Annotated in this window: 19 protein-coding genes and 1 tRNA gene; 3 read left to right on the top strand and 17 right to left on the bottom strand. The window is 46.7% G+C overall.

The features are described from left to right. The first annotated feature begins 171 nt into the window (after positions 1-171). On the top strand, positions 172-927 hold the full coding sequence (locus HNR77_RS01335) for an N-acetylmuramoyl-L-alanine amidase family protein (RefSeq protein WP_184179983.1): 756 nt from the start codon (positions 172-174) through the stop codon (positions 925-927). On the opposite strand, the gene HNR77_RS01330 is transcribed toward HNR77_RS01335, so the two are convergent. From HNR77_RS01330 to HNR77_RS01260, 15 genes are all read right to left on the bottom strand, one after another. Then, complete coding sequence (locus tag HNR77_RS01330) at positions 902-1,774, bottom strand: divergent polysaccharide deacetylase family protein (RefSeq protein WP_184179980.1); 873 nt, start codon at positions 1,772-1,774, stop codon at positions 902-904. The genes HNR77_RS01335 and HNR77_RS01330 overlap by 26 nt on opposite strands. A 376-nt stretch (positions 1,775-2,150) precedes the next feature. After that, complete coding sequence (locus HNR77_RS01325; RefSeq protein WP_184179977.1) at positions 2,151-2,957, bottom strand: Nif3-like dinuclear metal center hexameric protein; 807 nt, start codon at positions 2,955-2,957, stop codon at positions 2,151-2,153. A gap of 38 nt (positions 2,958-2,995) precedes the next feature. After that, positions 2,996-3,889, bottom strand: a complete 894-nt coding sequence (locus HNR77_RS01320) for a carbohydrate ABC transporter permease (RefSeq protein WP_111269892.1) — start codon at positions 3,887-3,889, stop codon at positions 2,996-2,998. Between the two features lie 11 nt (positions 3,890-3,900). Next, complete coding sequence (locus HNR77_RS01315; RefSeq protein WP_111270058.1) at positions 3,901-4,824, bottom strand: ABC transporter permease; 924 nt, start codon at positions 4,822-4,824, stop codon at positions 3,901-3,903. Between the two features lie 84 nt (positions 4,825-4,908). Then, positions 4,909-6,444: an ABC transporter substrate-binding protein gene (locus tag HNR77_RS01310; RefSeq protein ID WP_184179974.1), complete on the bottom strand. Its 1,536-nt coding sequence runs from the start codon at positions 6,442-6,444 to the stop codon at positions 4,909-4,911. Between the two features lie 201 nt (positions 6,445-6,645). Next, positions 6,646-8,259: a helix-turn-helix domain-containing protein gene (locus tag HNR77_RS01305; RefSeq protein ID WP_184179970.1), complete on the bottom strand. Its 1,614-nt coding sequence runs from the start codon at positions 8,257-8,259 to the stop codon at positions 6,646-6,648. Next, the gene (locus HNR77_RS01300) at positions 8,260-10,026 is read right to left on the bottom strand and encodes a sensor histidine kinase (protein ID WP_260410210.1); all 1,767 of its coding nucleotides are present in this window, start codon (positions 10,024-10,026) and stop codon (positions 8,260-8,262) included. Between the two features lie 140 nt (positions 10,027-10,166). Beyond that, positions 10,167-10,982: an alpha/beta hydrolase gene (locus HNR77_RS01295; protein WP_184179967.1), complete on the bottom strand. Its 816-nt coding sequence runs from the start codon at positions 10,980-10,982 to the stop codon at positions 10,167-10,169. 92 nt (positions 10,983-11,074) lie between these two features. Next, positions 11,075-12,541 (bottom strand): sucrose phosphorylase, encoded by a 1,467-nt coding sequence (gene gtfA / locus HNR77_RS01290; RefSeq protein WP_184179964.1) that lies wholly within the window; start codon positions 12,539-12,541, stop codon positions 11,075-11,077. Then, the gene (locus HNR77_RS01285) at positions 12,534-13,511 is read right to left on the bottom strand and encodes a carbohydrate kinase family protein (RefSeq protein ID WP_184179961.1); all 978 of its coding nucleotides are present in this window, start codon (positions 13,509-13,511) and stop codon (positions 12,534-12,536) included. The genes gtfA and HNR77_RS01285 overlap by 8 nt, the downstream gene beginning before the upstream one ends. Positions 13,512-13,633: 122 nt before the next feature. Continuing rightward, positions 13,634-14,602: an alpha/beta hydrolase gene (locus HNR77_RS01280; RefSeq protein WP_184179959.1), complete on the bottom strand. Its 969-nt coding sequence runs from the start codon at positions 14,600-14,602 to the stop codon at positions 13,634-13,636. A gap of 203 nt (positions 14,603-14,805) precedes the next feature. Continuing rightward, positions 14,806-15,795 carry a LacI family DNA-binding transcriptional regulator gene (locus tag HNR77_RS01275; RefSeq protein ID WP_184179956.1) on the bottom strand — a complete coding sequence of 330 codons (990 nt, stop codon included), beginning with the start codon at positions 15,793-15,795 and terminating at the stop codon, positions 14,806-14,808. 76 nt (positions 15,796-15,871) lie between these two features. Beyond that, positions 15,872-16,696, bottom strand: a complete 825-nt coding sequence (locus HNR77_RS01270; RefSeq protein ID WP_184179954.1) for a carbohydrate ABC transporter permease — start codon at positions 16,694-16,696, stop codon at positions 15,872-15,874. Continuing rightward, positions 16,696-17,577: a carbohydrate ABC transporter permease gene (locus tag HNR77_RS01265; RefSeq protein ID WP_145402874.1), complete on the bottom strand. Its 882-nt coding sequence runs from the start codon at positions 17,575-17,577 to the stop codon at positions 16,696-16,698. Before HNR77_RS01265 ends, HNR77_RS01270 begins: the two co-directional genes overlap by 1 nt. Before the next feature lie 94 nt (positions 17,578-17,671). Next, positions 17,672-19,018 carry an ABC transporter substrate-binding protein gene (locus HNR77_RS01260; protein WP_184179951.1) on the bottom strand — a complete coding sequence of 449 codons (1,347 nt, stop codon included), beginning with the start codon at positions 19,016-19,018 and terminating at the stop codon, positions 17,672-17,674. Between the two features lie 361 nt (positions 19,019-19,379). Here HNR77_RS01260 and xynC point away from each other — a divergent pair, with 361 nt between their 5' ends. Together xynC and HNR77_RS01250 are read left to right on the top strand one after the other, a co-directional pair. Next, complete coding sequence (xynC, locus tag HNR77_RS01255; protein WP_311768551.1) at positions 19,380-21,071, top strand: glucuronoarabinoxylan endo-1,4-beta-xylanase XynC; 1,692 nt, start codon at positions 19,380-19,382, stop codon at positions 21,069-21,071. Positions 21,072-21,260: 189 nt separating this feature from the next. Next, positions 21,261-23,207 (top strand): carbohydrate-binding protein, encoded by a 1,947-nt coding sequence (locus HNR77_RS01250; protein ID WP_184179948.1) that lies wholly within the window; start codon positions 21,261-21,263, stop codon positions 23,205-23,207. 133 nt (positions 23,208-23,340) lie between these two features. Here the strand turns inward: HNR77_RS01250 and HNR77_RS01245 are convergent. Beyond that, positions 23,341-23,425, bottom strand: a tRNA-Leu gene (locus tag HNR77_RS01245). A gap of 173 nt (positions 23,426-23,598) precedes the next feature. Next, on the bottom strand, positions 23,599-24,552 hold the full coding sequence (pelA, locus tag HNR77_RS01240) for a pectate lyase (protein ID WP_260410205.1): 954 nt from the start codon (positions 24,550-24,552) through the stop codon (positions 23,599-23,601). Positions 24,553-24,978: the final 426 nt, after the last annotated feature.

Raw genomic sequence — 24,978 nt, 5'->3', positions numbered from 1 at the left:
GTACCCTTTATGAAAAGACGTTACTTCTATTGTGCGCACGACATGATCAACCTAAACATTTTTTGAACCGCCGCGTATGAAATACATCAGATTGCACAGTCTAATGCCAAAGGTATCCACTACGTCCCGAATCTGCTACAGATCCCTATTTATGAAGGAGAGTGTGTGTCCATGTATAAACTGCTTGCCGCAACTGCGGCCTTGCTAATCAGTTTTCATTCTTTTCCCGCTACAGCTATGTGCTTTGCTTCAATGCCGATACAGGCCAAGCCTTCTCCGGTCCAAAAGCCCTCAATGATGCCGATCACGGATGGAGATGCTTACCGTTCAAGCCATCATGCTTTTGCAGCACCAGTGATTCTGCTGGATGTTGGACATGGCGGTATTGATGGCGGTACAACCGAAGCTGGTGTGCTGGAGAAAGACGTTAATCTGGCGATCAGTCAAAAAGTCTATCTGCTGCTCCGCAGCAAAGGGTATGCAGTCATCATTAATCGTCTCGGCGATTATGCGCTTAGTGATGAGAACCGCTGGTTGAACAGCCGTTCACGGCACATAAGAGATCTGGCACAGCGTAAAAGCCTCAGCGAAGAAGTGAGCACCGATATTGTCGTCAGCATTCATGCGAACTGGAGCCCCCGTGCGGCTACACACGGACCTGTCGTTCTGCATCAGAAAGAAGGTCGCAGCTATTTGCTAGCACAGTCGATTCAGGATGCGATGAACCGTTCATGCGGTACACATCGTGAAGTGGTATGGGGCAAACCGTTTTACTTGCTGAATTATGTGAAGCAGCCTGCGGTCATTGTGGAGACCGGATTTCTAAGCAACGCAGCTGATCGAGCCAGAATCACTGATCCGAAAGAGCAGAAACGAATTGCACAATCCATTGCAGACGGCATTATTTATTATCTGTCGGTAGTGTAGGCGCTGCCTGCCAGTGCCACACATCCCGCACGAGATCGCTGATGCCTACGAACTGAACCTGATTTTTCAAACCTGATATCGACTCACGAATCACCGCAGAGGTGTTCATGCCTGTATGTCCAACATGGCCGATGACAACACAGCTTTTTTTGTCAACCGCATGCTGGGCAGCCAGATGAAGCTGTTTACGAATATGTGTCTTGGAGTTCTGATCATCCAGGAAAATATCATTGCCAACGGGAGGCATGTTTTTGACTGCGGCCAGTTCCCCTACAACAGAACGAAAATTGGTCCGGCTATCGACAAAAAACAGACCGCGCTCCCGGCAGACATCCAGCACGATGGACATAATGCGCTTATCAGATGTAATTTTTGACCCCATATGATTATTCATGCCGATGGCATAAGGGACATCATCAATGGCTTTTTCCACACGCTCCCGCACCTGCTCATCTGTCAGATTGGAAGTGATTGCCCCCGGACCAAGCCATTCTGGTCTTCCCTTCTTCGGTTCCATCGGCATATGAACAATGACATCCATCCCTTTATCATGCGCGGCCGCCGCATCTTTCTTGGTCGTTTGCAAAAAAGGCATCACCGCCACAGTCAGCTTGACCGGCATATTCAAAATTTCGGCAGTTCCCTTCATGTCATTGCCCATATCATCAATAATAATCGCCATTCGATTAGGCTGAGCTGATGATATGCCATCCTGACTGGCGGATACTCCTGATCCGCTTGTCACGCTGATTACCCCTGCCACACAGAGCAGGATTGCCCATCGAAATCCCCAGGTAGCAGAATACCTGTACCCGCCATTTTTTCGCTTGATATCCTTTTCCTTCATCCCCTGCTGCCTCCTTTTGAACTTCGTGTTCTCATTGTTTGATTCCATCGCCACTTCTATGTAAGTTCACGTTCCCAATTCATTCTAAGTCCAATCCCAACGCCAAAAAGCCTGCATTAGCAGGCTTTACGATGGACTTCGAATTCTATGCAGTTTGAATTGCAGCTAGATCTATATCAGTTGAACTAAATATTTTACACCATCCACTCCGATGACAGAACAACCTTCCAATCGCTGTTATCCCCAGATTTTTCCGATTCCCTTTTCCAAAGGGAAAATCCGGTGATAAAGGCGACCGCTCCGCTTTTTCAGGTTTTTTCTGTCCTCTCCGTTCACGTGTAAATAAATAATTGCGCGCGCGTCAACTTATATGGGTTCACAGGTACAGAAAAGGCTCTTTGGCATCCACAAAATGCACTGGAATCTCACCAACAAGGGGCTGCAGCCAATCGGCCATATGTTTCATACCCCACTCTTCACTGCGTTCATGTCCGATAACAAGCATTGCCTTGTTTAATCCGAGCATGGCTGCATCGTTGACATACGCACACAGCGTCCATTCCGTAATCTCGCCACAGATCATGACGTCCAGGTTTTGTTCTCGCATAAGCTCCATAGGCATCGACTCTTTGCCTAACCCCAGACTTCCTCCGCCAACAAGAATGCCAATGCGAGAACATGTCATATCAGGGTTTCCTACAATTTGTATAACATCCATGTGCAGCTGTTGCTTCAATTGCTCCGCCAGATCACGAAGCTTCAACGAATCCATCTCATAAATCCATGGATGCGGGTAATCAACCTGTCTGGATTCCCAGCCCAGCTCCTTGATCAATCCCGTGTACATTCGATCCGGCTGTGCCATATGCATGTAATCATGGTATCGCCAGATTGCCATACCGCAATCCTCGATAAGCTTTCGCTTGGCTTCATACACAGGATCTTGCTGTACCCAGTCCAGCTGATCTGCTCCCGTATAAAAGCTCGGCTCATGTGTAATAATCAGATTAGCTCCTATGGCATGAGCCTGCCGAATAACATCGACCGTTGCCATATATGTGGTCACAATGCCTGTTACCTTTGTGCCTGCTTCTCCAGCGACAAGCACATCTCCCGTGCCTGGAAGACGCTGATCTCCGCAGGAATCCTGAATCACCGTTTCCATAACTTGCTGTACATTCATCTATGCTCCTCCTTGGACTTCAGCTTCTAAGCTGGTGATCAACCTTTAACTGCACCAACAATAATACCCTTGGTCAGATACTTTTGAAGGAAAGGAAATACCACGAGGATCGGCAAAATCCCGATGATTGCCATAGCCATGCGTACCGCTGTACTCGGCAGCTCAGCTGCATTGGCACCGAGCATGCTGCTGGCCTGGCCTGATTTCAGAAACTGAATGTTATTCATCAAACGAATCAGCATATTCTGAATTCCGTAGTACTGGGGTTTGGTTATAAAATATAAGGCATTAATCCAGTCATTCCAATATGCCAGTCCCATAAATAGCCCAACGGTCGCCAGAACCGGTACGGAAAGAGGCAGCATCATGCGATAGAAAATGCGAAGCTCTGAGGCTCCATCGATCTGTGCTGACTCAATCAGCTCAACAGGGATATTATTTTTATAAAAATTTCGGATTAACAGCACGTAGAATCCATTGGTCAGCAAATTCGGGATAATAAGCGCTGCAAGCGTATCTTTAATCTGAAAATACTTGGTCCATAAAATATAGGAAGGTACAATGCCCCCGCTGAACAGCATGGTGAAAAACACGATAAAGGCCAGCACATTGCGGTATTTAAAGTCCTGACGCGACATCGGATAAGCGAGCATGCTGGTAATTAACAATCCAAGCGCCGTTCCGAGCACAGTGACTAGAAAGGATACCCCATAAGCACGAACAAATGTAGATGCTGAGGACCACATGTATACGTAAGCATCCATGCTCATTTTTTCTGGAAAAAAGCTGTAACCGTTTCGAATTAATGACGATTCATCCGTGAAGGATGCCATGATGATCAGAATAAAAGGCAGAAAAGCAAGCAGCGTAAACACAGCCATAGCAGCGATGGAAAACACATGAAAAGCGCGTTCACCCTTGGTTTGTATCATGGTGTTTCCCCCTAAAATAATGCATTCTCAGGATTAACTTTTTTGACAATGGCATTCGCAACCATCACCAAAACAAATCCCACAATGGATTGATATAAGCCTGCAGCCGCTGACATCCCGATATCATTAACCTGCATCAACGCCCGGTACACATACGTATCAATCGTCTGTGTGGTGCTGTATAATGCCCCGGCATTCATCGGCACCTGATAGAACAAGCCAAAATCGGAATTGAAAATACGGCCAATGGACATCAGAGTCAGTATGATAATGGTTGGCTTGAGCAAAGGCAGTGTAATCATGCGAATCTGCTTGAGCTTGCCTGCACCATCAATTTTGGCCGCTTCATAGATGCTTTTATCAATGCCGGAGATAAAAGCGATATACACAATAGAGCCGTATCCTGCCGTCTTCCACAGCTGAATAAACACCAGCAGATATGGCCAATACTTGGCTTCTGAATACCAGTTAATCTCGGGAATGCCAAGCGGCTTCAAGATGGAATTATTGATAAAACCGCTGTCTGCATTCAGGAAAGCAAATACGATATAAGACAGTACAACCATCGAGATCAGATTGGGTAAAACAAGACCGGACTGAAACAGCTTGGACCATACGCTTTTTAACAGCTCGGACATCAGAATGGCAATGGCAATCGACAGCATCGTACCAAGCACGATAAAGGCCAGATTGTACAACAGTGTGTTGCGTGTCATGATCCAGGCGTCACTTGTCTGAAACAAAAATTTGAAATTGTCGAAGCCCACCCAATCACTTCCAAAGATACCTTTGGCGTAGTTCACATCCTTGAAAGCGATAAAGATGCCGGCCATTGGCAAATAATTGTTGATCAGAAAATACAGCAGACCCGGCGCAGCAAGCAGTAGTAAAGGCAGTGTTTTTCTTATCCCTCCGGATTTGGTTTTCACAGTCATTGCTCCATTCCCCTCCATAATGAAGAGCGGGGGCGTGTTCCAAGGCCTTACACCGCCGCTCCACATTAAACGTTCATCCACATTTTATTTCTGATGTTCTGCAATCCATTGATCCAGCTGCTTTTGTTTGCTCGCGATAATATCCTGGGCCCCCGCATCGTTCAAAGCTTTTACGAATTGTGGAATGGTTTTGTCAGGATCAAGCACCCCGGTAACGAGCGCAGGCAGATATTGATTGACCACGTTGGTTACGGCGCTCATCTGTGTTTTGACTTCACTTGGATCAAAGATAAAGCCGAAATACGGTGAGCGCTCCGTTTCCTTGTTCTCCTTCAGCTTCAGCTCCACATCAGACCAGTTCACACCTTCCAGCTGGTATTGCAGCGATTCCGAACCGACGATGCCCGTGCTCAGCATGGCTGTATAGGGAACAGTTGAAGCATCCATGCCATCCGGGAACTTCACGTGGTGCTCATCCACCTTGACGTAGTCCTCACCTTCAATGCCGTACAGGATCGTATTAATCAGCTGCTGATCGGTATACAGCATATTGAGAAATTTAACCGAGCCCTCAGGAGCTTTCGTCGTACTGGACACCATCCAGCTCACCAGATTGACCGCACTGGTATCAAAGTAATACGGTACCAAACGTTTCATTTCCAGGTTTTTGCCCGTTTGTGCACCAAGCGCTTTGGCGGCCTCCATTCCGCTGTATCCTCCGAGGAAAGAGAAACCACGACCTGAAGCGATCGTATCCGAGAAGGAAATAGACGTTGTAGCAGCATCCTTCTCCAGATAACCTTTTTCAAACCAGTCACGCATCATTTGGGCACCCTGTTTGAATGCCTCTGTATCATAGAAGTTCTGAACCTTCCCGTCGTTGCCTACAACAACACCGATTCCCGTAGTATCTGACAGGAAATCAATCTTGTGCATGCCCTTCAGCGCCAACACCAGATTGGTGTCACTCGGGTTAACATTAACCGGTCCAAAAGGAATAACATCTGGTTGTTTTTGCTTGACCGCTTCGAATACCGCAGGCAGATTATCCAGTGACGAGATTTGGTCCGATGTCATGCCAGCTTCCTTCAGCATGTCGGCATTGTACACAATGTTCGTTGGCAAGGACATGCCTTTATTCACCGGGATGCCGTAGATATGTCCATCCATCGTGGTTGCATCCAGCAGATTTGGGCCAAAATCCTTTTCCAGAATCTGTGTCAGCTCCTTGCCATATTGCGGCAGCAATTCATCAAGCGGATACAGCTGGTTTTTGGATACATAGTTTGTGAATTGCCCCAGCGTTGTAAAAACGTCCATCTGCTCACCGCTTTGCAATGCAAGATTCACTTTCTGCGCATAATCTGCCGGACCGTATAATCTGAAATCAACTTCAACACCGATTTTCGGAACAGTGATTGCATTGATGGCCGCTGTAACTTTACTGATATCATCAGGAATGCGATTGAATGAAGGCATCGCGAATACGACCTTTTCCACCTTTTGCGAGCCGTCCCCCTCTTGTGCGGTTGAGGATGAAGATTCTGCCCCGCATCCTGCCAGCAAGGAACCGCAGAGCACCAGTGATAACAGGGAACCCCATAATCTCTTTGTTTTCATCTTGTTTCATGACCTCCTTGTGTCGTGCTTGTATTCGTTTTCATTTTATAAAATTGTGCCCTCTGCGGCTTTAACAAAAACGTTCTGTTTTTTCGTAAAAACGGGATGCATCCTGCCTGATGTCTGGAAATAACAAAAACCCTGCTCCGTATGAAGCAGAGTTTATCCTGTATCTGTAACGCTACTTGACCATCAAACACGTTAAACGTCATTATTCAACTGAATATCACGATGTCTCGCTCTGAATGCGTTCGGTGTTTCTCCTGCAAGCTTTTTGAATACGGTAGAAAAATAAGATATCGTATCATATCCCGTTTCCATTGCAATCTGCCCCACGCTCAAACGACTTTCAATTAACATACGCTTGGCCGCTTTAATTCGAACTTCATTCAAATATTCCTTCATCGTCAGCCCTGTCGCTTGTTTGAACATTTTGGCAAGATAGTCCGGGGTCAGAAATACGCTGGCTGCCACCTCTTCACGATTCAGATCTCTGGTGTAATTTTCATGAATATAACGCATCGCCTTGTCTACAATTCCTTCCGAGCGCTGATTCTGCTTAATCGTTTCGATGGTGCGTTCGGTGACAAGATGAGCCCATTTCATAAAATCAAAAATGCTATGCTCGCATTTGATATATAACTGCTGGGCAAGCTGATCGGTAAAAAGCTGATGAGCCTGTACATGGTTCTGAGCCAAAATGGCATACACCACTTGCATGAAATCCTCGCGTATGACATACAGCATCTCCGCATCCAACCGCTGCTGCGCAGCAAGCTGCTCCAAATCTTTTTTGAGACGGTTCACAATCTGCGCCTTCTCCCGCTCAACAAAGAGGCTTGTGTAGTGAACTGTATCCAGATCAAATCGTTGCTGACACTCCCGTTGAAATACCTCTTGCTGCAGGTGAACCTTGCCTCGATACATGACATTCGAATGATCCATGCGTTCAAGTTCTGCCTTCGACCCGCACAGTTCATCGATCAACTTAGACTCGCTAATATAACAGGTTGCCATACATTTCAAATATTCATTCATCAATTGAATGAGCAGCCGGGCGCGTTCCTCCAGCTGTGTTCGGCTAACGTAGTCCTCATCCAATACCACGGCAACATACAGCATGCTGTTCTTCTGATAGGAAACGATCCGGTCATAATGAAGCCGCAGCAGCATAATCTCTGAGCTGAGATTGGCAAATGCATATCGGAACGTACTTTCATTCCATCTTTCATCAATTTCGGATAGAAATACACTAATCAGCACCAGCACATAGGCTTGCTCTGTTTGAATCGTCAGTTCCCGTTTGAGAATCTCCCCCTGAATCAGGTCCAGCCGCGGGGCAATCGTCGCCATTAATATATCCGTCCAGAAGCCAGCTTCCACCAAACCTTTATTTTTCAGCCATGCCTTGCCAAACTTCTGATACTCCCCCATCTGTCTTCGCCACCGCAAGCCGCCAACAGCCTTCATGACAGCTGCTTCAAGCTTTTCCTGATTCAAAGGTTTGAGCAGATAAGAATCCGCATTGAAGGAGATCGCCGTGGACGCAAAATCAAAGCTTTCGTGGCATGTAAAAAAAATAAAAGCACAATCATACCCCTGCTCTCTGATCCATTGAATCATCTCAATCCCCGAACCTCTGGGCATCTCGATATCACAAATAACGAGATCAGGAACACCCGCGGCAAAGAGCATTTGTGCATCCTGAACACAGTGCGCCTGTGACACATCCGTAAAACCGTAAGAAGGCCAGGGAATAATCTCTCGCAACACCTGAACGGTAGGAATATCATCATCAATCAGCATACATTGCATCTATACTTCCCCCACTTTCATACCTGATGCAGCACCGGAGTCGTCCTGGACGGGTATCCATATGTCAATTTTGGCTCCCGCTGCTTCTTCGCCGTTCGACAGCAACAGCAGATCATCCTGTTTGTATAATAATTGCAGCGTTCTGCGAATGGTTGCTATACCAACATGCTCACCCTCGTGCTTAGTCACCTCTGAAGAAGGGGTTTGCTGAAGCCGGGCTTCCGGGAATCCTTCACCATTGTCCTCGATGACGATATGAACGTACATCTCCCCGTCTGTCTTTCTCTCTACATGCGCACGGATAAATATAGATAACAGCTCTCCATAAGTTAGAGCATGCTTGAAGCAATTTTCCACAAAGGTCTGAAGCAAAAGCTGCGGAATACGAACTTGACCTGCTTCCGGCTCCAGATCAGTCATATAAAAAATCTGATCCGGGTAGCGTATTTCTTGCATGCGAATATAGTTTTCAACATGATTCATCTCTTCATTGATGCTGACAAGCATCTGCTCAGCCCGGAACATATAACGGAGATGACGGGACAGCATCTGAATCATACGCCTGATCTCTTCATTCCGATTTTGATAAGTCAAACTGGAGATGGTGGAGATTGCATTGAGATAAAAATGAGGTCTGATCTGCATCTGTAACACCTTCAGCTCAGCACGGCTCTTCTCAATCTTCTCTTCATAACTTTGAATCTTCAGATGTGTAATCTCATGCACCATGGATTGAAAGGCATGGAACAGCTTCATGAATTCAACAGAATACGCTCTGGAGGGCGGCGGGAAGGCGGGCTGGCCTTTTTCTACCTCTTTTGCAGCCCTCACCAATTCCAGAATCGGGCGCAGCATCTCTTTTGCGATAAATCGCATGACCAATGGCACGACAATAATAGAAACAGCTCCAAGACCGATGATCAGCCACTGGATCAGCTTCAGCCCGGAAAACACACTTTGTTTCATCACAATATTGGTGATTTGCCCGAATTCGGCAATTGGCCTGCTCACAAAAAGATAACGATTGCCCAGCTCCTGCTTGGTCATGTCGAGGTCCTTTTTTGCCAAGCTTGCCTGACTGGACATTGCTGTAAGAATACGCCCATCCTGATCGCTGAGTACAAATTGGCTGGCAGGTTCTGCTTCACGACTGGTTAAGGAGATCAAGTGATCTGCCTGGACAAACGTGCCGAAGCTCACCTCACCGTATGAAATCCATTTGAACAAATAATAAACGTGATTCACCTCTACCACGCTCCACTGCCCCTCCTGATTCCCCTGTACCTGCATTTCTCTCCAGTTTTGATGCTTCAATTCATCCACTAGAGCCAGCTTGTTCGAAGAGTTGATCCGATTGCCGAATAAGGTGAGCACTCTCTCGTCCCGGGCAATCTGAATGAACATGCCGTCACTGGCATAATTATTCGACATCTTGGACTTCAGCGCATTGATCAGTCTTAATTCTTTGAAATAATCTCCCGCATGACCGGAAGAACCGTATTGATCCCCGTATTCCCTGGCAAAATCAGCTTGATTTTCAAATACCTCCATCAGATCCTTGGCATAGATATCCAGATTGTTACGAATCGATTCCGTATAAATCGCCAGCGTATGCTCTGAATTGCTGATGATATTTTTCTGTACCACCTGAAGAGAATAGATGTTGCTCAGAAGAAGCGCCGCAAAGAGAATAACCAAAATAACCGTGATCTGGGTGTACAATCTGAATACAATGCTTCTGCTACGGAATGAATGTTTTCTCTGCATGCGTTCCCTCATCTCTTATCTCTCAACTCTTAACTCTCACCTGCATTATTCACTTTGCAATAATCAGACAGCCCCTGAACAGTCGATGCATAACACACGACCCTCAGAGGCTTGGCATAATCTATCGTTTCAGCTACCTTTTATGGTTTTGATGGTTCGTTTGATGCCAACCAGTCCAGCGCAAGTGTAATGTAGTCGTTCCAGAAATCCCAATTGTGCACGCCTGCACTCTCTGTATAGATCACAGGAACGTGCTCACGCAGCAGGAAATCCCGAAACCGCTGATTGACATCCAGCAAAAAGTCCTCCGTGCCGCAGGCCATATAAATATTGGGGATCAGCGCTCCGCTTTCCTTCAACTGCATCACCAATGCTTCCGGGTCTTTATCACTGCCTTCCAGCTTGCTCAGATCACCGAAAACCCGGGTGAAATATTTATAATCTGCTACGCCGTCAGAATAACCAGGCTCTGCATTTGCGATTTTGTAAGGCAGGATGGCAGAGGATAAAGCAATGATTCCGCCGAAATGCTCCGCGTACTTCAGACCGTTTCGAATAGCACCGTATCCCCCCATTGACAAACCTCCAATAAAGGTATGCTCACGCCGGGTAGAGAGAGGAAATAGTTCACGGGTGAATGCCACTAATTCCTGGCCTACATACTGTCCATACAGTTCACCCTTGTCTTCATCATCGACATAAAAATGATTTTCACCAGCCGGCATAAATACCGCGACCCGGTATCGGTCAGCCAGCTCACGAATTCGTGTGAAGGTGATCCAGTCCCACTGATTGCCAGAGTATCCGTTCAACAGATATAACGACTTCAAAGGCTGATGCTGTATTGCCGTCTCCGACTGGCCCGGAATGACGGGCAGGTCTACGGGCAAGAGAGCATTAAACGACACCTCTCTGCGCATGCTTTTTGAGAAAAAGTTTACCTGTACAGTAGCCATATTCGCAACCCCCTGATTATGGATAATAATCGAACTAAAGACGGTTTACACGGACACTTCGATGATAGAACAACCGATTTCAACCTACATGATTAGACAATATATTCGACAAGCTGACCTGAATCATCTGTATAGTGCACGACGGACTGATAGGTACCCATATTTACGGTCAACCGGCACTGTACATCTTCCTGCTTCCAGCCCAGACAGACCTGATCATCCGAAGATTCCAGTACACTGAATTCTCCTTGAAACGCCTGATGTGTGTTGCGGAAGCGGATCAGCTTCATCAGACGCTGCACAACCTCTTTATCCAGCTGCGACCTGATGTCCTCCAGCGTATAATTCTGACGATTAATCTCGCGACCTTCTCCTGTCTCGGCTACACGTGCCAGATCATTCTCCCCGGCGAGCAACCCGACATAATAGACCTGAGGAATACCTGGCGCAAAAAATTGAATCGCTCGTGCAGCCAGATATGCATCATCATCCTCGTTCAAGGCACTGTAATACGTGCACCGAATCTGGTGAACATTGAAGCCATCCTCTGACTTGTGTTGATCCGACAAAATCAGGCTGAGGTTCGCTCCCCGCTCCAGACAGATATCCACCAGCTGCTGTGCCTCCTCTGTACGGATAAGTCCGTCCAGATCAGGTTTGACCGGGATGCCATCATGACAATCCAGCATGGTGAACTGATTGGCGGGTCTGTTCTGGAGATATTGACACAGCTCCCGGCCGGAACGGTTGATTAACGCCTCCAGCACCCGGTATGGCAAAATAAAATCATAGATCCAGCAGCCATATTCGGCGAGCTTGTACTGAATACTGTAATGAGCATGTACTTCCGGCAGCAATTCAATCTCCAGTTCATCGGCGAGCGCCTTCACCCAGTCAAGGAACAGATAAATATCCGGTTCTACAAAGAAACAGCTCGTGCCTAATTTTTTTATAACATAACCGACAGCATCCAGTCTGACAATTTTAACATTGTTTTTTTTGAAATTTTCAAAAAAGGATCTCAGCAGCTGCTGTGTAATGGCTGCCCGTATATCCAGATCAATCTGCTCCGAGGGCGTCGTTTTGCCAAAGGTCGTCCAGACCTTCTCTTCCTGGCCCGTCTCTTTGATCTCAAAGGTAGAATAAGGCACTTCCCGGCGTAAAAACATCTGATCGATATCTGCCTGAACCGGATTTCCATCTTCCCATACCTTGTCCAGTGTCAGGAACAGATCGGCATACTCGGACGCCCTGCCTTTCAGAAGGAAATCCTGAAAATAAGGGGACTGCTGTGAAATATGATTCACCATCAGATCAACCAATACATCCGTATGCTCACCAATAGAGCGAATGTCATCCCACGTTCCAAAGGCCGGATCAATCTCCAGATAGGTTAACGGGGCAAAGCCACGGTCGCCTGATGACGGGAAGGGTGGCAGAATGTGCACTCCCCCTGTAAACAGACCCGAAAGTTCGGTCTGGAGCAGCTGGTTCAGTGTACTCAAATTGCCGCCAAGCGAATCTGGATAGGTAATTAATTGAACCTGGTTTTTAAGCAATGTGTCCACCCTTTCCCATGCCGTACTGTTCTCGAATATTCTCCAGAGCTGGCAGCTCTACGATTGCACCTGGATGCTTTAATTTGAACGCACTCACGGCAAAACCTGATTTTAACGCTTCGCGAAGGGTATACCCCTTGACGAGCGCGGTATAAAAGCCGGACCAGAACGCGTCCCCTGCTCCGGTTGTATCCACAACCTCTGCTGCACACGTCTCAAACTTCACCGTCTCTGCACCATTGGAAACCAGGGCACCTTCTTCGCCCAACGTCAAAATAACCAGCCGTGCTCCCAGGTCCAAAAAGCGCTGTAAATGCTGGTCGGCAGATGCCTCACCAAACAAACGATCCGCATCATCCTTGGACGGTTTAATGACATCCACCTGCGGGATGATCGACTGTACATATGCAGCACCATCTTCCCCGGGTTGCCAGATCATCTTGTGGAAATTAGGATCAAAGCCAATCAACACATGATGTTTTCTTGCCTCGGCAATAATCTGTTCAATGGCTGCTCTGGCGGGCTGCCTGGATAGAGGCCAGCACGAAAAGTGAACGATGGAGGAATTGCGCAGCCATTTTGTGAGCGCCTCATCCACGGTCAGTTGAAAATCAGCGGCCCGATAGAAAATGGGGATCGGTGTAGATTTGCTTTTGCTAACGACAACCATGCTTGTTGCTTCACCCACTCGTTTAATGCCATCCGTATCCATACCCGCTTGCTGCAAACGGCTCAGTAAAAAGGTGCCAAATCCATCCTCTCCGACTGCTGAAGCGATACGTGAACGAATCCCGAGCCGCTTGACATTAATGGCAATGTTGGAGGGTGCTCCTCCAAAAAAGCGGGTATACCCGTCTGATCCAGCATGATCACCATATTCATTGGATATCATATCAATCAGCAGTTCCCCGATGGCCAAGAGATCGTTGGATCGTCTCTCCAGCTTTATGCTTTCATCCAGCCCAAACATCCTGTTTCCTCCTCGAATCCTTCACGGTATTCATTCAAAGGTTATCATTTGACAATGACAACTTTATTGTAGGGCTATGTCCTGTACGATACTTTCAGTAAAACGTTTTGTTTTTTCAAAAATCAGCGGTTGTTTATATTACGAATTGGAGACTTCAAAGCTTGAGCCAGACGTCCAATATATTCGTTTCGAATACGCTGACTGCTGTCCGCTTCGGGAGCAACATGTTCTGACGCATGATAACAGCCGGGATATAGATGAAACTCCACCTGAACACCTGCTCTGGCCAGACGAGCAACGTAATCCAGAATCTCGTCCCGAAAAAGGTCCAGCTCACCAACGCAAATGTAAGCAGGAGGCAGACCTGTGAGATCCGTTGCAAGGCTTGGCGAAGCATACACGGGAATATCCGCTTTCAAGTCCTGACCGAGATACATCTCCCATGCCGCCAGATTATGAGCCCGGTTCCATACCGAAGGATGCGTGATTTCATAGCTCGACGAAGTTTCGTTCCGATGATCCAGCATCGGATAAAGAGGCATCTGGAAGCATAGTGCCGGTCCTTGGCGATCCCGCGTCAAAAGAGCAAGTGCGGCAGCCAGTCCTCCTCCTGCACTGGCTCCTCCAACAGCAATTCGGCTCCGGTCGATTCCTCTTGCTTCAGCCTCGGTGGATATCCACTCCAGCGTTGTATAACAGTCCTCAAGTCCCGCAGGATAAGGATGCTCGGGCGCCAGCCGATAATTCGGCGAGATGACGATGCAACCTGCACGGGTCGCAAAATCCGCGCAGAGCTGATCATCCCCTTCGGGACTGCCGAGTATCATTCCACCGCCATGAATCCACAGCAGTGCCGGTCTTTCTGTAATTTTTGTAGTGGGCTCTGTATGTGCCGGGGTATACATGCGGAGTTGAAGCTCATCTCCATGCTCCCCTCGGATATATACATTCTCAATCTCTACAGCATCAGATACCTGAACAGAAGGTGCGGCATCGAGCCTTGCTTTCATCAGGTCCTCCGGCAGCTGAATGACCGCAAGCCCAAGCAGACCCGCCCGCAGCTCTGGAGCAACTCTATTTATAAAACCCATTTCTGTATCCTCCTGACGTATTGGCAAGCTTCATTTTGGGACTATATAAGTTGAACTAAAGATGTTACACAATCCACTCCGAGGACAGAACAACCCTCCAATCGCTGTTCGACTTATATAGCAATAGTTCGATGTTTATCTTTTATATGTCAACCGGTTGACATATAAGCAACACAGAAAGTGTGCTTTCTGCAAGCACCCTCCTATGTCGTCTCGCGTTCTACCAGCTGCACCGGGAACAGGTTCGTACTCGAAATTTCTTCTCCTTTAATTTGTTTGACCACAAGCTCGATAATTCGTTCGGCCATGGCCTGAATGGGCTGACTTACACTGCTTAAACGTGGGCTAAGCAGCGATGCTATCTTGACATCATCATAGCCGATAATTCGCATATCCTCGGGAACACGCTTCCCCGCCTGACGGGAGGCCTGCAAAGCTTCCGCAGCAATAACATCACTGCTTGCAAAAATGCCATCCACGGCTGGATGCTCCTCCAGAAAACGCATGATTTCTTCCTGAATTTCCTGCTCCTCTTTGGCGGAAGCATCGAGCTGCAGATGAATGGGTTCAAGTCCCGCGCTGCGCATCACTTCTTCATACCCCTGAGCCCTGCCATTGGCGAGTAAAGCTACATGATGTGGGCCACCAATGCCTCGATAGAGAAAAGCCGGCTGTTTACAATTCTTTTCAAGCAGCAGCTGCGTAGCCAGCCTGCCCCCCATCTCGTTATCCGAGGAAACGACAGGAATATCGTCTGCCACCTCACGATCAAGTGAAACGATAGGTAAATTCAGATTGAGATAATGCTCCACTTCAAGTAAAGAGCTGCCTGTAATAATGGCGTCGACCTTGTTTTTTTTCAGCATATCCATATATTTGCTCTCTTTGCGAACATCCCGATTGGAATTGCATAAGAGCAGTTTATATCCTGCTTTATCCGCATAATACTCCAAGTGATAGGTCATCTCACTGAAAAAAGGATGAGACACATCGGGAATAATCAAACCGATCATATTGGATTTTCTGCGAAACAACGCCCGGGCCATCTCGTTAGGCTGATAATCAAGTTCCTTCATCACACGGTATACCTTTTCGCGAGTTTCCTCGCTAATATACCCCCGGTTGTTCAATACACGGGACACGGTTGTGACCGACACTCCCGCTTGCCTGGCAACATCATCAATCTTGGGCATAACGATTAACCACCTTGCTCTTTTTAATCCATTATAAGCTTAATTCTCGTGTATTTCACTCCAGGCCACCCCGATCCTACTTCAGAGCTCCCTCTGTGATCCCCTTGATAATCTGCTTTTGCAAAAGCAAATACATAATTAATACCGGGATAATGGTCATAATTAGTCCAGCCATAAGCGGTGCATAATCCACCGAGTAGGACGAGAAGAAATTGTAGGTCGAGAGCGGCAACGTTTTGTGTTCCGGGGATAACAGCACCAGACTTGGCAACAGGTAGTCATTCCAGATCCACAGGACGTCAAGCACAATCAAGGTAACAAAAACAGGTCTTAGCAGCGGCAACACAATCTGAAAGAATGTACGCATCCGGGAGCTGCCCTCGATAAATGCCGATTCCTCAAGCTCAAACGGGATGCCCTTGATGAAGCCATGGAATGTAAATACACCGAACGGAACACCAAAGCCCAGGTACATAAAGAGCAATGTCAGCTTGGAATCAAGCAAGCTCATGTTGCCGTACAGCATCACTAGCGGAATCATTAATACCTGAAACGGCAGTGCCAGCGAAGCCAGCATCGCATAGAAAAAAATGCCGTTGATCCGCCATTTGAAGCGTACAAACAAATATCCAGTCATCGAGGAAAAAAAGAGAATCAGCACCACTGAACCAACGGTAATCAGCAGCGAGTTCAGGAATCCGTCCAGAAAATTCATATTGTCGAATGCACTCACATAGTTGTTCAATTGAAAGCCCGTTGGCAAGGATAATGGATTCTCTACAAATTGCTGGGTGGACTTGAACGAGTTCATAATGATCAGCAAAAACGGTGTTAAAAATACGAATAACAATACATACAACAATATTTTCTTCAGTGACGGAAGGAATGCACGCTTGGTCATCAGGATTCAACCTCCAGTCTCTTCAGCAGATACGATTGTGTCAGCGCAATAATTGCCACTACCGCAAATAGCACCACAGCCTCTGCCTGACCAACCCCGTATTGGTTGGACAAAAATGCCTTCTGCACGATATGATACGTCGCCAGCTCCGTGGAGTTAAAGGGGCCGCCTTTGGTAAGCGCAAGGTTGATATCGTAGGTAAGAAAAGAACGTGAAATCGAAATAAACACACAGATGACGATTGCCGGAATGGTCAGCGGCAGCATAATTCGGCGGATTGTTGCCATACGGCTCGCTCCGTCAATGCTGGCGGCTTCCAGTACATCATTCGGAACCCCGGCAAAGCCCGCAATATAAATAATCATCAAGTAACCAATCAGCTGCCATGAGGTTGTGATGACCAGAGCCCAGAAGGCTGTATCCGTGTTCGTTAGCCAGGAGGTTTCGAACCAGGACCATCCATACTTTTCACCCAGATAAGGCAGTACCTGCGAAAATAATGTTTGCCACAAATACCCGAGAATAATACCGCCAATCAGGTTCGGTGTGAAAAAACCTGTACGCAGCCACTGCTCTCCTCTCCCGCCGCCTGTCAGCGCCAGCGCGATAAAAAAAGCGACGGCATTGGCAATAATGACGGTAAAAAACACATACTTGAGCGTGAACCATAACTGAGTCCAGAACACGGTATCCTGCCAAACCGCAATATAATTCGATAAACCGATAAAGCTGTTATCCCCGGTACGAACATCCCAATTCGTAAACGTAAGATATAGTCCGACGATAAACGGGATCACAACCACTGCGAGAAAAGCGATAACGGAAGGACCCCCAAACAGCAGGAAAGTTCCCGCATTTCGCAATCGTATTTTTCTATCCATGTTGACCTCCTGTGCATCCCTTGGCTATGTCTTGATGAAGGAAGGATGTGCTCCTCAAACCGGGTGCACATCCTCTTTCCAGCGGGTTAAATGTTTATTTTCCTGCTTGGCTGGCCCAATACGCCTGCACTTCATCTGTCAGTCCTTTGCGATCAATTACACCTGCGAGATATTTCTGCATGGACGCACCTGTTTTCGCCCAATAATCCTGCGGAAGATAGTTAATCACACTGATATTCACTACTTTACCTTGATCTACAAAACTGCCCACTGCTTCGGATAAAATGTTGCTGCTTTTCACTTTGACATCTTTGTAAGGTAAAGCCAGGCCCATCTGCGCTACAATCGCATCCTGCCCTTCATCACTAGTGACCATCCACTGAATGAACTCTTTGGCTGCAGCCTGCTGTGCCTCGGTGGAACCAGAGTTATCAATCGCGAACAGCTTTGGTTCGCTGTAGGCCACTTGTGTATTGCCGTAATCTTCCGGGTTGTTGCTGATTGGCACCGGCACAATACCGAATTCCTTGTCGCGTCCTTCCAGATTGCCAATAACAGCCCAGGTCCAGTCACCCATGAAATAAAAAGCGGCTTCGCCTTTGGCAAAATCGGTGCTGTCTTTGGTGTAATCTGCCACCAGCGGGTCTTTGCCGCGTGCGTTATATTTTTTCAGCAGATCAAAGGTGTCCATCAATCCGTTATAAGCAGCATTGTCTGCAAGCTTCGCTGTTCGATTTTCAAGGTCCTTTACGAATTTACGATTGTCCTCCACATTGCTGGATTGCAGGGAATACGTCAGTCCCAGATAATGAGCTCCGAGTGACCAGTCTGCACCATGAAGCATAACCGGCGCTTTACCTGCAGCCTCTACCTTTTTGAATACAGCCTCCAGATCGTCACGGGTTTTGATACTGGCTGGATCAAAGGAACCACCCAATGCCTCTTCCACTACACGTTTGTTATACAAAAGTCCGTACCCCTGTGCTGTCCACGGGATGCCGAGAAATTGACCGTCCAGCAGTGCTCCGTCCACTGCTCCTGGTTTGGTCAACCCTTCATATGTCGCCTTTTCGGAATCCAGATTGAGGAATTTATCTTTATATTGCAAAATAGTGCCTGCATCCAGATTCGCAATCGTTGCCGGGTTGCCTGATGCAAGCAAGGATTGGAACTTCTCCAGCTGCGCTCCACCAATCGGGGTTGGAATCAGCTCAATGGTCACATTGGGATGCTGCTCATGATACGTTTTGAACAGCTTTTCGAACACACCGTTGACTTCAGCAGAGGTGTTAAAAAAGGTCAGTTTGACCTCCTTGGAAGACTCATCAGCCTGCTTGCCTGAACCTTGAGATGAAGATTCTGTTGTCTTGCCTTGTGAACAGGCTGTGATAATCAACATCATTAATAATACGCCAACAAACGGTACCCATTTCTTTTTCATGTCTCAACTTCCCCCCTGGTGTTTGTTATGAATGCGCATACATTTCGAATGCAGCTTTATCATAAGCGGTCTCAATATGATATGTCAACCGGTTGACATACGTCTGATCATATTTATTTTGTCGATTTTACACGTCTATGTATCTTCGAATACAAAAAAAGTGAAAATTTTACATAGAACTGCAATTTGCAGGGTATTTTTCAGTTCAATTATATGGTAAAATTTTCAAATCAACACCAACATTACAAGTTGCACTATGGAGAGGAAGTGATCGTGAAGACTTATATTGCTGCCAAGCAAGCATTCGGATGTTTTTCTTGATCAGCTTTTGCAGGAACCATCAATCTGAGGAGGGTAAAGAATGAAAATGAGATTGAAATTAAAAAAATCTGCCAATCTTTTACTGGCCTGCTTGACCGCACTGCCGCTGATGTTAACACCTACCAACGTGTCTGCAGCAAGTGATGCCAACATCAATCTGGCCTCTGAAAAGCAGCTCATTAAAGGTTTTGGTGGTATCAACCATCCAGCATGGATTGGTGACCTTACTGCGGCACAACGTGAAACCGCTTTCGGGAATGATCAGAACCAGTTAGGCTTCTCGGTACTCCGAATCTACGTCGATCCCGATAGAAATAACTGGTCTCGGGAAGTCGCCACGGCGAAACGTGCCATTGAAAAAGGGGCTATTGTATTCGCCTCCCCATGGAACCCACCGAGTGACATGGTTGAAACCTTTAACCGCAACGGAGATACTAATGCCAAGCGCCTGAAATACGACAAATATGCCGCATATGCCCAGCATTTGAACGACTTTGTAACTTATATGAAAAATAATGGTGTAAACCTATATGCCATCTCGGTACAAAATGAGCCAGATTACGCTCATGACTGGACTTGGTGGACACCACAAGAAATGCTTCGCTTCATGAAGGAAAACGCGGGGTCCATTAATAATACAAAGGTTATGGCTCCAGAGTCCTTCCAGTATCTCAAAAATATGTCTGATCCGATCTTGAATGATCCGCAGGCTCTCGCCAATATGGACATTCTCGGAGCACATACCTACGGAACCCAGATCAAGGATTTTGCATACCCGCTCTTCAAACAAAAAGGGGCCGGCAAGGAACTTTGGATGACAGAAGTGTATTACCCTAACAGTGACAACAATTCCGCAGACCGCTGGCCAGAGGCTCTGGACGTATCGTACCACATGCATAGCGCCATGGTAGAAGGTGATTTCCAAGCTTATGTATGGTGGTATATCCGCAGACAATACGGACCGATGAAGGAAGATGGCACGATCAGTAAACGTGGTTACAACATGGCCCATTTCTCCAAATTTGTTCGTCCAGGCTATGTTCGTGTAGATGCAACCAAAAACCCGGATACCAACACTTACGTTTCGGCTTATAAAGGAGACAACAAAGTTGTCATCGTCGCAATTAACCGCGGCAATTCAGCAACCAGTCAGCGGTTTGTGCTGCAAAATGGCAATGCCTCCACTGTATCCTCGTATGTGACGGACAGCAGCCGTAATCTGGCAAGTCTTGCACCCATTAATGTTTCCAATGGCGCGTTCACAGCTCAGCTTCCTGCACAGAGTGTAACTACATTTGTTGCTAATCTCTCTGGTGGCACTGGAGGCGGGAATGTAGGCACTGGCACCACATATGAAGCCGAGACGGGAACAACGTTGACAGATGCAGTCATCGAAACACTTTACCCGGGATATACGGGATCAGGATATGTGAACTTTAACGCGTACACAGGCTCGGCCATTCAATGGAATAGCATCAACAACACGATAACAGGTACCAAAAACGTAAAGTTCCGTTACGCCCAGGAGAGCGGTACTCGTAATCTGGACATCTACGTGAATGGCACCAAAGTGCTCAGCAATGAACCCTTCACTGCAACAGGAAGCTGGTCCACCTGGGGTGAGAAAACCATTCAGGTTCCTATGAATTCAGGTGTAAATACCCTTCGAATCGTTACCACAGGTACTGAAGGACCGAATATTGATAATATTACCGTAACGGCTGCCTCCTAAATACAGCTTTCATCCTTTATTTTATTGTGTTGTTTAGGACAAGTCTGATAACCCACATTGGATTCTCCCTTTTTAATCAAGGCAATAAATAGCCAAGCCCCGTGTTCAGCAGGTACTACATACCAATTAGCTGATGCACGGGGTTATTTATCACATACCAACTCGTTTTTTTAAGGAGGACAAAACTTGATGTACAGATTATATGGAATCACGCTTCTTGTCATTGCATTAATTCTAAGTTGTGTGCCCATAAATCAGGCCTCTGCTGCAAGCTCCGCCATCGCCAAACAGATCGGAAATGCAAATCCGCTAATCGATCATCATCTCGGAGCCGATCCTTTTGCATTAACCTATAACGGACGTGTCTATCTCTACATGTCCAGTGACAATTATGAGTACAACAGCGATGGCTCCATCAAGGATAACACTTTTGCCAATCTGAAAAGCGTATTTGTTATCTCGTCTGCCGACATGGTAAACTGGACGGATCACGGAGCTATTCCCGTTGCCGGTGCGAACGGAGCAAACGGTGGACAAGGGATAGCCAAATGGGCAGGCGCATCCTGGGCCCCCGCAGCTGCAGTCAAAAATATCAATGGCAAAGACAAGTTTTTCCTTTACTTTGCTAACGGTACTGGCGGTATCGGTGTTCTAACGGCAGATAGCCCTGTTGGGCCGTGGACAGATCCAATTGGTAAAGCCCTTTTAACAACAAATACCCCGGGCATGGCAGGCGTGGTTTGGCTTTTCGACCCTGCTGTTTTTGTGGACGACGATGGGACAGGATATTTGTATGCAGGCGGTGGAATTCCCGGCGGCTCGAACCCCACTCAGGAGCAGCGAGCCAATCCCAAAACAGCCCGGGTTATCAAACTCGGTCCCGATATGACCAGTATAGTTGGCAGCGCATCAACAATTGATGCTCCCTTCATTCTGGAGGACTCGGGCATTCACAAATACAATGGCAAGTATTATTACTCCTATTGTATTAACTTTGGCGGCGTACACCCATCCAACATTCCCCCAGGCGAAATTGGATATATGGTAAGCTCCAGCCCCATGGGCCCCTTTACATACGAAGGACATTTTCTGAAAAACCCGGGGGTATTCTTTGGTGCAGGCGGCAACAACCACCATTCGGTTTTTCAATTCAATAATGAATGGTACGTCGTGTATCACGCTCAAACCGTCAGTCTGGCTCTATATGGTTCAGGAATGGGTTATCGCTCGCCACATATTAACAAATTGCAGCACAACACCAATGGTACAATTCAGGAAGTGACTGCGAATTATGCTGGAGTTCCCCAGCTATCCAATCTGAATCCATATAACCGTGTCGAAGCAGAGACCTTTGCCTGGAATGGCGGAATTCAGACGGAAAAATCGAATGCACCTGGCGGTCCAATAAACAATCAGCAGGTAACCCAAATACACAATGGAGATTGGGTCGCGGTAAGTAAAGCAGATTTTGGTTCCAGCGGAGCTCAGACTTTTAAAGCCCATGTTGCTTCTGCATCAGGTGGAGGGAAAATCGAGATTCGTCTGGATAGCGTCTCTGGTCCTCTCGCTGGCACTCTGAATGTCCCCACTACTGGCGGTTCACAGAACTGGCTGGAAGTCGAAACTGCCGTTACCGGGGCAACAGGGGTCCGCAATGTCTTTCTAGTCTTTACTGGCAGCGGATCAGGTCAACTGTTCAACTTCGATTACTGGCAGTTTTCTAACACTTCTTCGTCTCCGGCCACAGGCACAACCTATGAAGCCGAGAGCAGCACTCAGCTGACAAATGCAGTTATCGAAACCATCTACCCCGGTTATACAGGTACCGGATATGTAAACTTTAACGCTTTAACGGGCTCATCCATTGAATGGAATAACATCAATAACATGACGACTGGCACTAAAAACGTAAAGTTTCGTTACGCTTTGGAAAGCGGCACACGCACTCTCGACATCTATGTAAACGGTACCAAAATAATCAGCAATGAACCCTTCAGTGCAACCGGCAGCTGGTCGACTTGGGGTGAGAAAATCGTTCAAATCCCTATGAACTCAGGGATGAACACACTTCGAATTGTCACAACAGGGACAGAGGGGCCTAATATGGATAACATTACAGTAACGGCCTCCTTATAAACGCCACCGTTTGCTACATTTCTGACAGTACAACGACGCCCAAATGGAAGCCAGGAACATAGAATAATCACGATTCCTTGATCCAAAAAGTAAAAGGCTCTTTCAGGATGATCCTGAAAGAGCCTTTTCATGATGCGGTCGAGAGGACTCGAACCTCCACGGGGGGTTAGCCCACACGGACCTGAACCGTGCGCGTCTGCCAATTCCGCCACGACCGCATATTTTGTGTCTCACCAAGTAATATCGGCGACAAGATATAATATATCATGTACCTTTTCTCTTGTCAACAACAAAATAAAACCAACAAGCGCGAATCAGATTCATATCCGGTTCGCACTTGCATAATCTGGCTATATTTATACTGGAGCTGCATTAGCTGAACGCTGCATGATTACAGCTTGGACGGCCAGCTGCCATACCATGCATACCCGCCTCTTCTTTCTTTTTCAATATCACTAAGCTTGTATTTCACAATCCCGTCCCGACCGACAAAGATCGGTTTGTCTGTGCCAAGTTCATAAAAACGCGCCCAGATCGGTGCTGCACTTGAATCTGCAATAATCCGGCTGTCCCCATTTGCTCTTTCATAGCGATAACCTGTAATTTTCACTTTATTAAACCAGGCTTCTGCACCTTTGATAGATGCCGTAATTCTGGAATTGGCCGGTCTGGTCTTCAGAAATTTCACAATGTTTACACTTTCCGCTGCCGTTAATGAAGGTACTTCATAAATTCTGGCTCCCGCTGGTTTAAGTGAGCTCGAATCATGCTGCTGGCCCCAAGCCGTAGGCCTGCCACCGGATACTACCTGTGTATTCAGGATGGCATCCACACCTTTGGACACCGCATTTTTACTGCGATTTGCAAGTGAGCTGTCAATAAAGGAAAAGTCTCCTTTGCGCCCCGCAACCTCATCGAGCATGTACATCACATTAATCATAGCGTCGTCATTATACGTAATATGTTTATGATAACCGGAGCTCTGGTAAACCTGCGGCCATCCGCCATTCGAATACTGCATATTCAGCAAAAAGTTAATGCCTTTGATTGCTGCAGCCGAGTATCGCGGATCATTTGTTTTTTTGAATTCGCTTGCAAGTCTTCTAATCTCTGAATATGTAGCTTTGTTATCAATTGTTGATTTGGCCCACTCCCCCGATGTCTGGCTGTAATCCTTTCTCCACCCCCCATCAGGACGTTGGTTTTTCAAAATATCAGACATACTTGCCGTTGTACCTGAGGCATCAGCAGCAGATACGGTTGCTGTAGGCAAAATTTCCATGCCCACTCCAGAAAAAACCATCGAACACGCGAGCACAAACGTAACCCATTTTTTTGCTTTCAAAAGACAACACGCTCCCCAATTCACAAATATCGCTCTCTCACATGTCTATCTGCTGGCTAATCTTTCACGCTAAGCTTAGCTGCATCACATGAATCAACCAATAAAATCTAATTAAATACATAATTTGTATGAATAAATTTATGATATGCAATAAAATACATTTTGTCAATATATGCAACAAAACTCAAATTTTCACTTTATAATAATATCCACCCATCCAACTTTTAACTCTTGACAAATTGGTTTAATAACCAACTCCGTACCTGGTTAAACATTAATGACTTTTTTGTAATCTTTACTGTCGAAATTTCAACATAATTATGACGAAATTCAATAATTCCGCTAACATTGAATCGAAAAGAAGCTTTACAAACGGGTTTGACATTTACGCATTTATGCAATATAGTTTCAAATAGTTACAAAAAC

It is taken from the genome of Paenibacillus sp. JGP012 (assembly GCF_014203995.1).
GTDB classification, from domain to species: Bacteria; Bacillota; Bacilli; order Paenibacillales; family Paenibacillaceae; genus Paenibacillus; species Paenibacillus silvae.
This window is presented reverse-complemented; position numbering and strand designations above follow the sequence as displayed.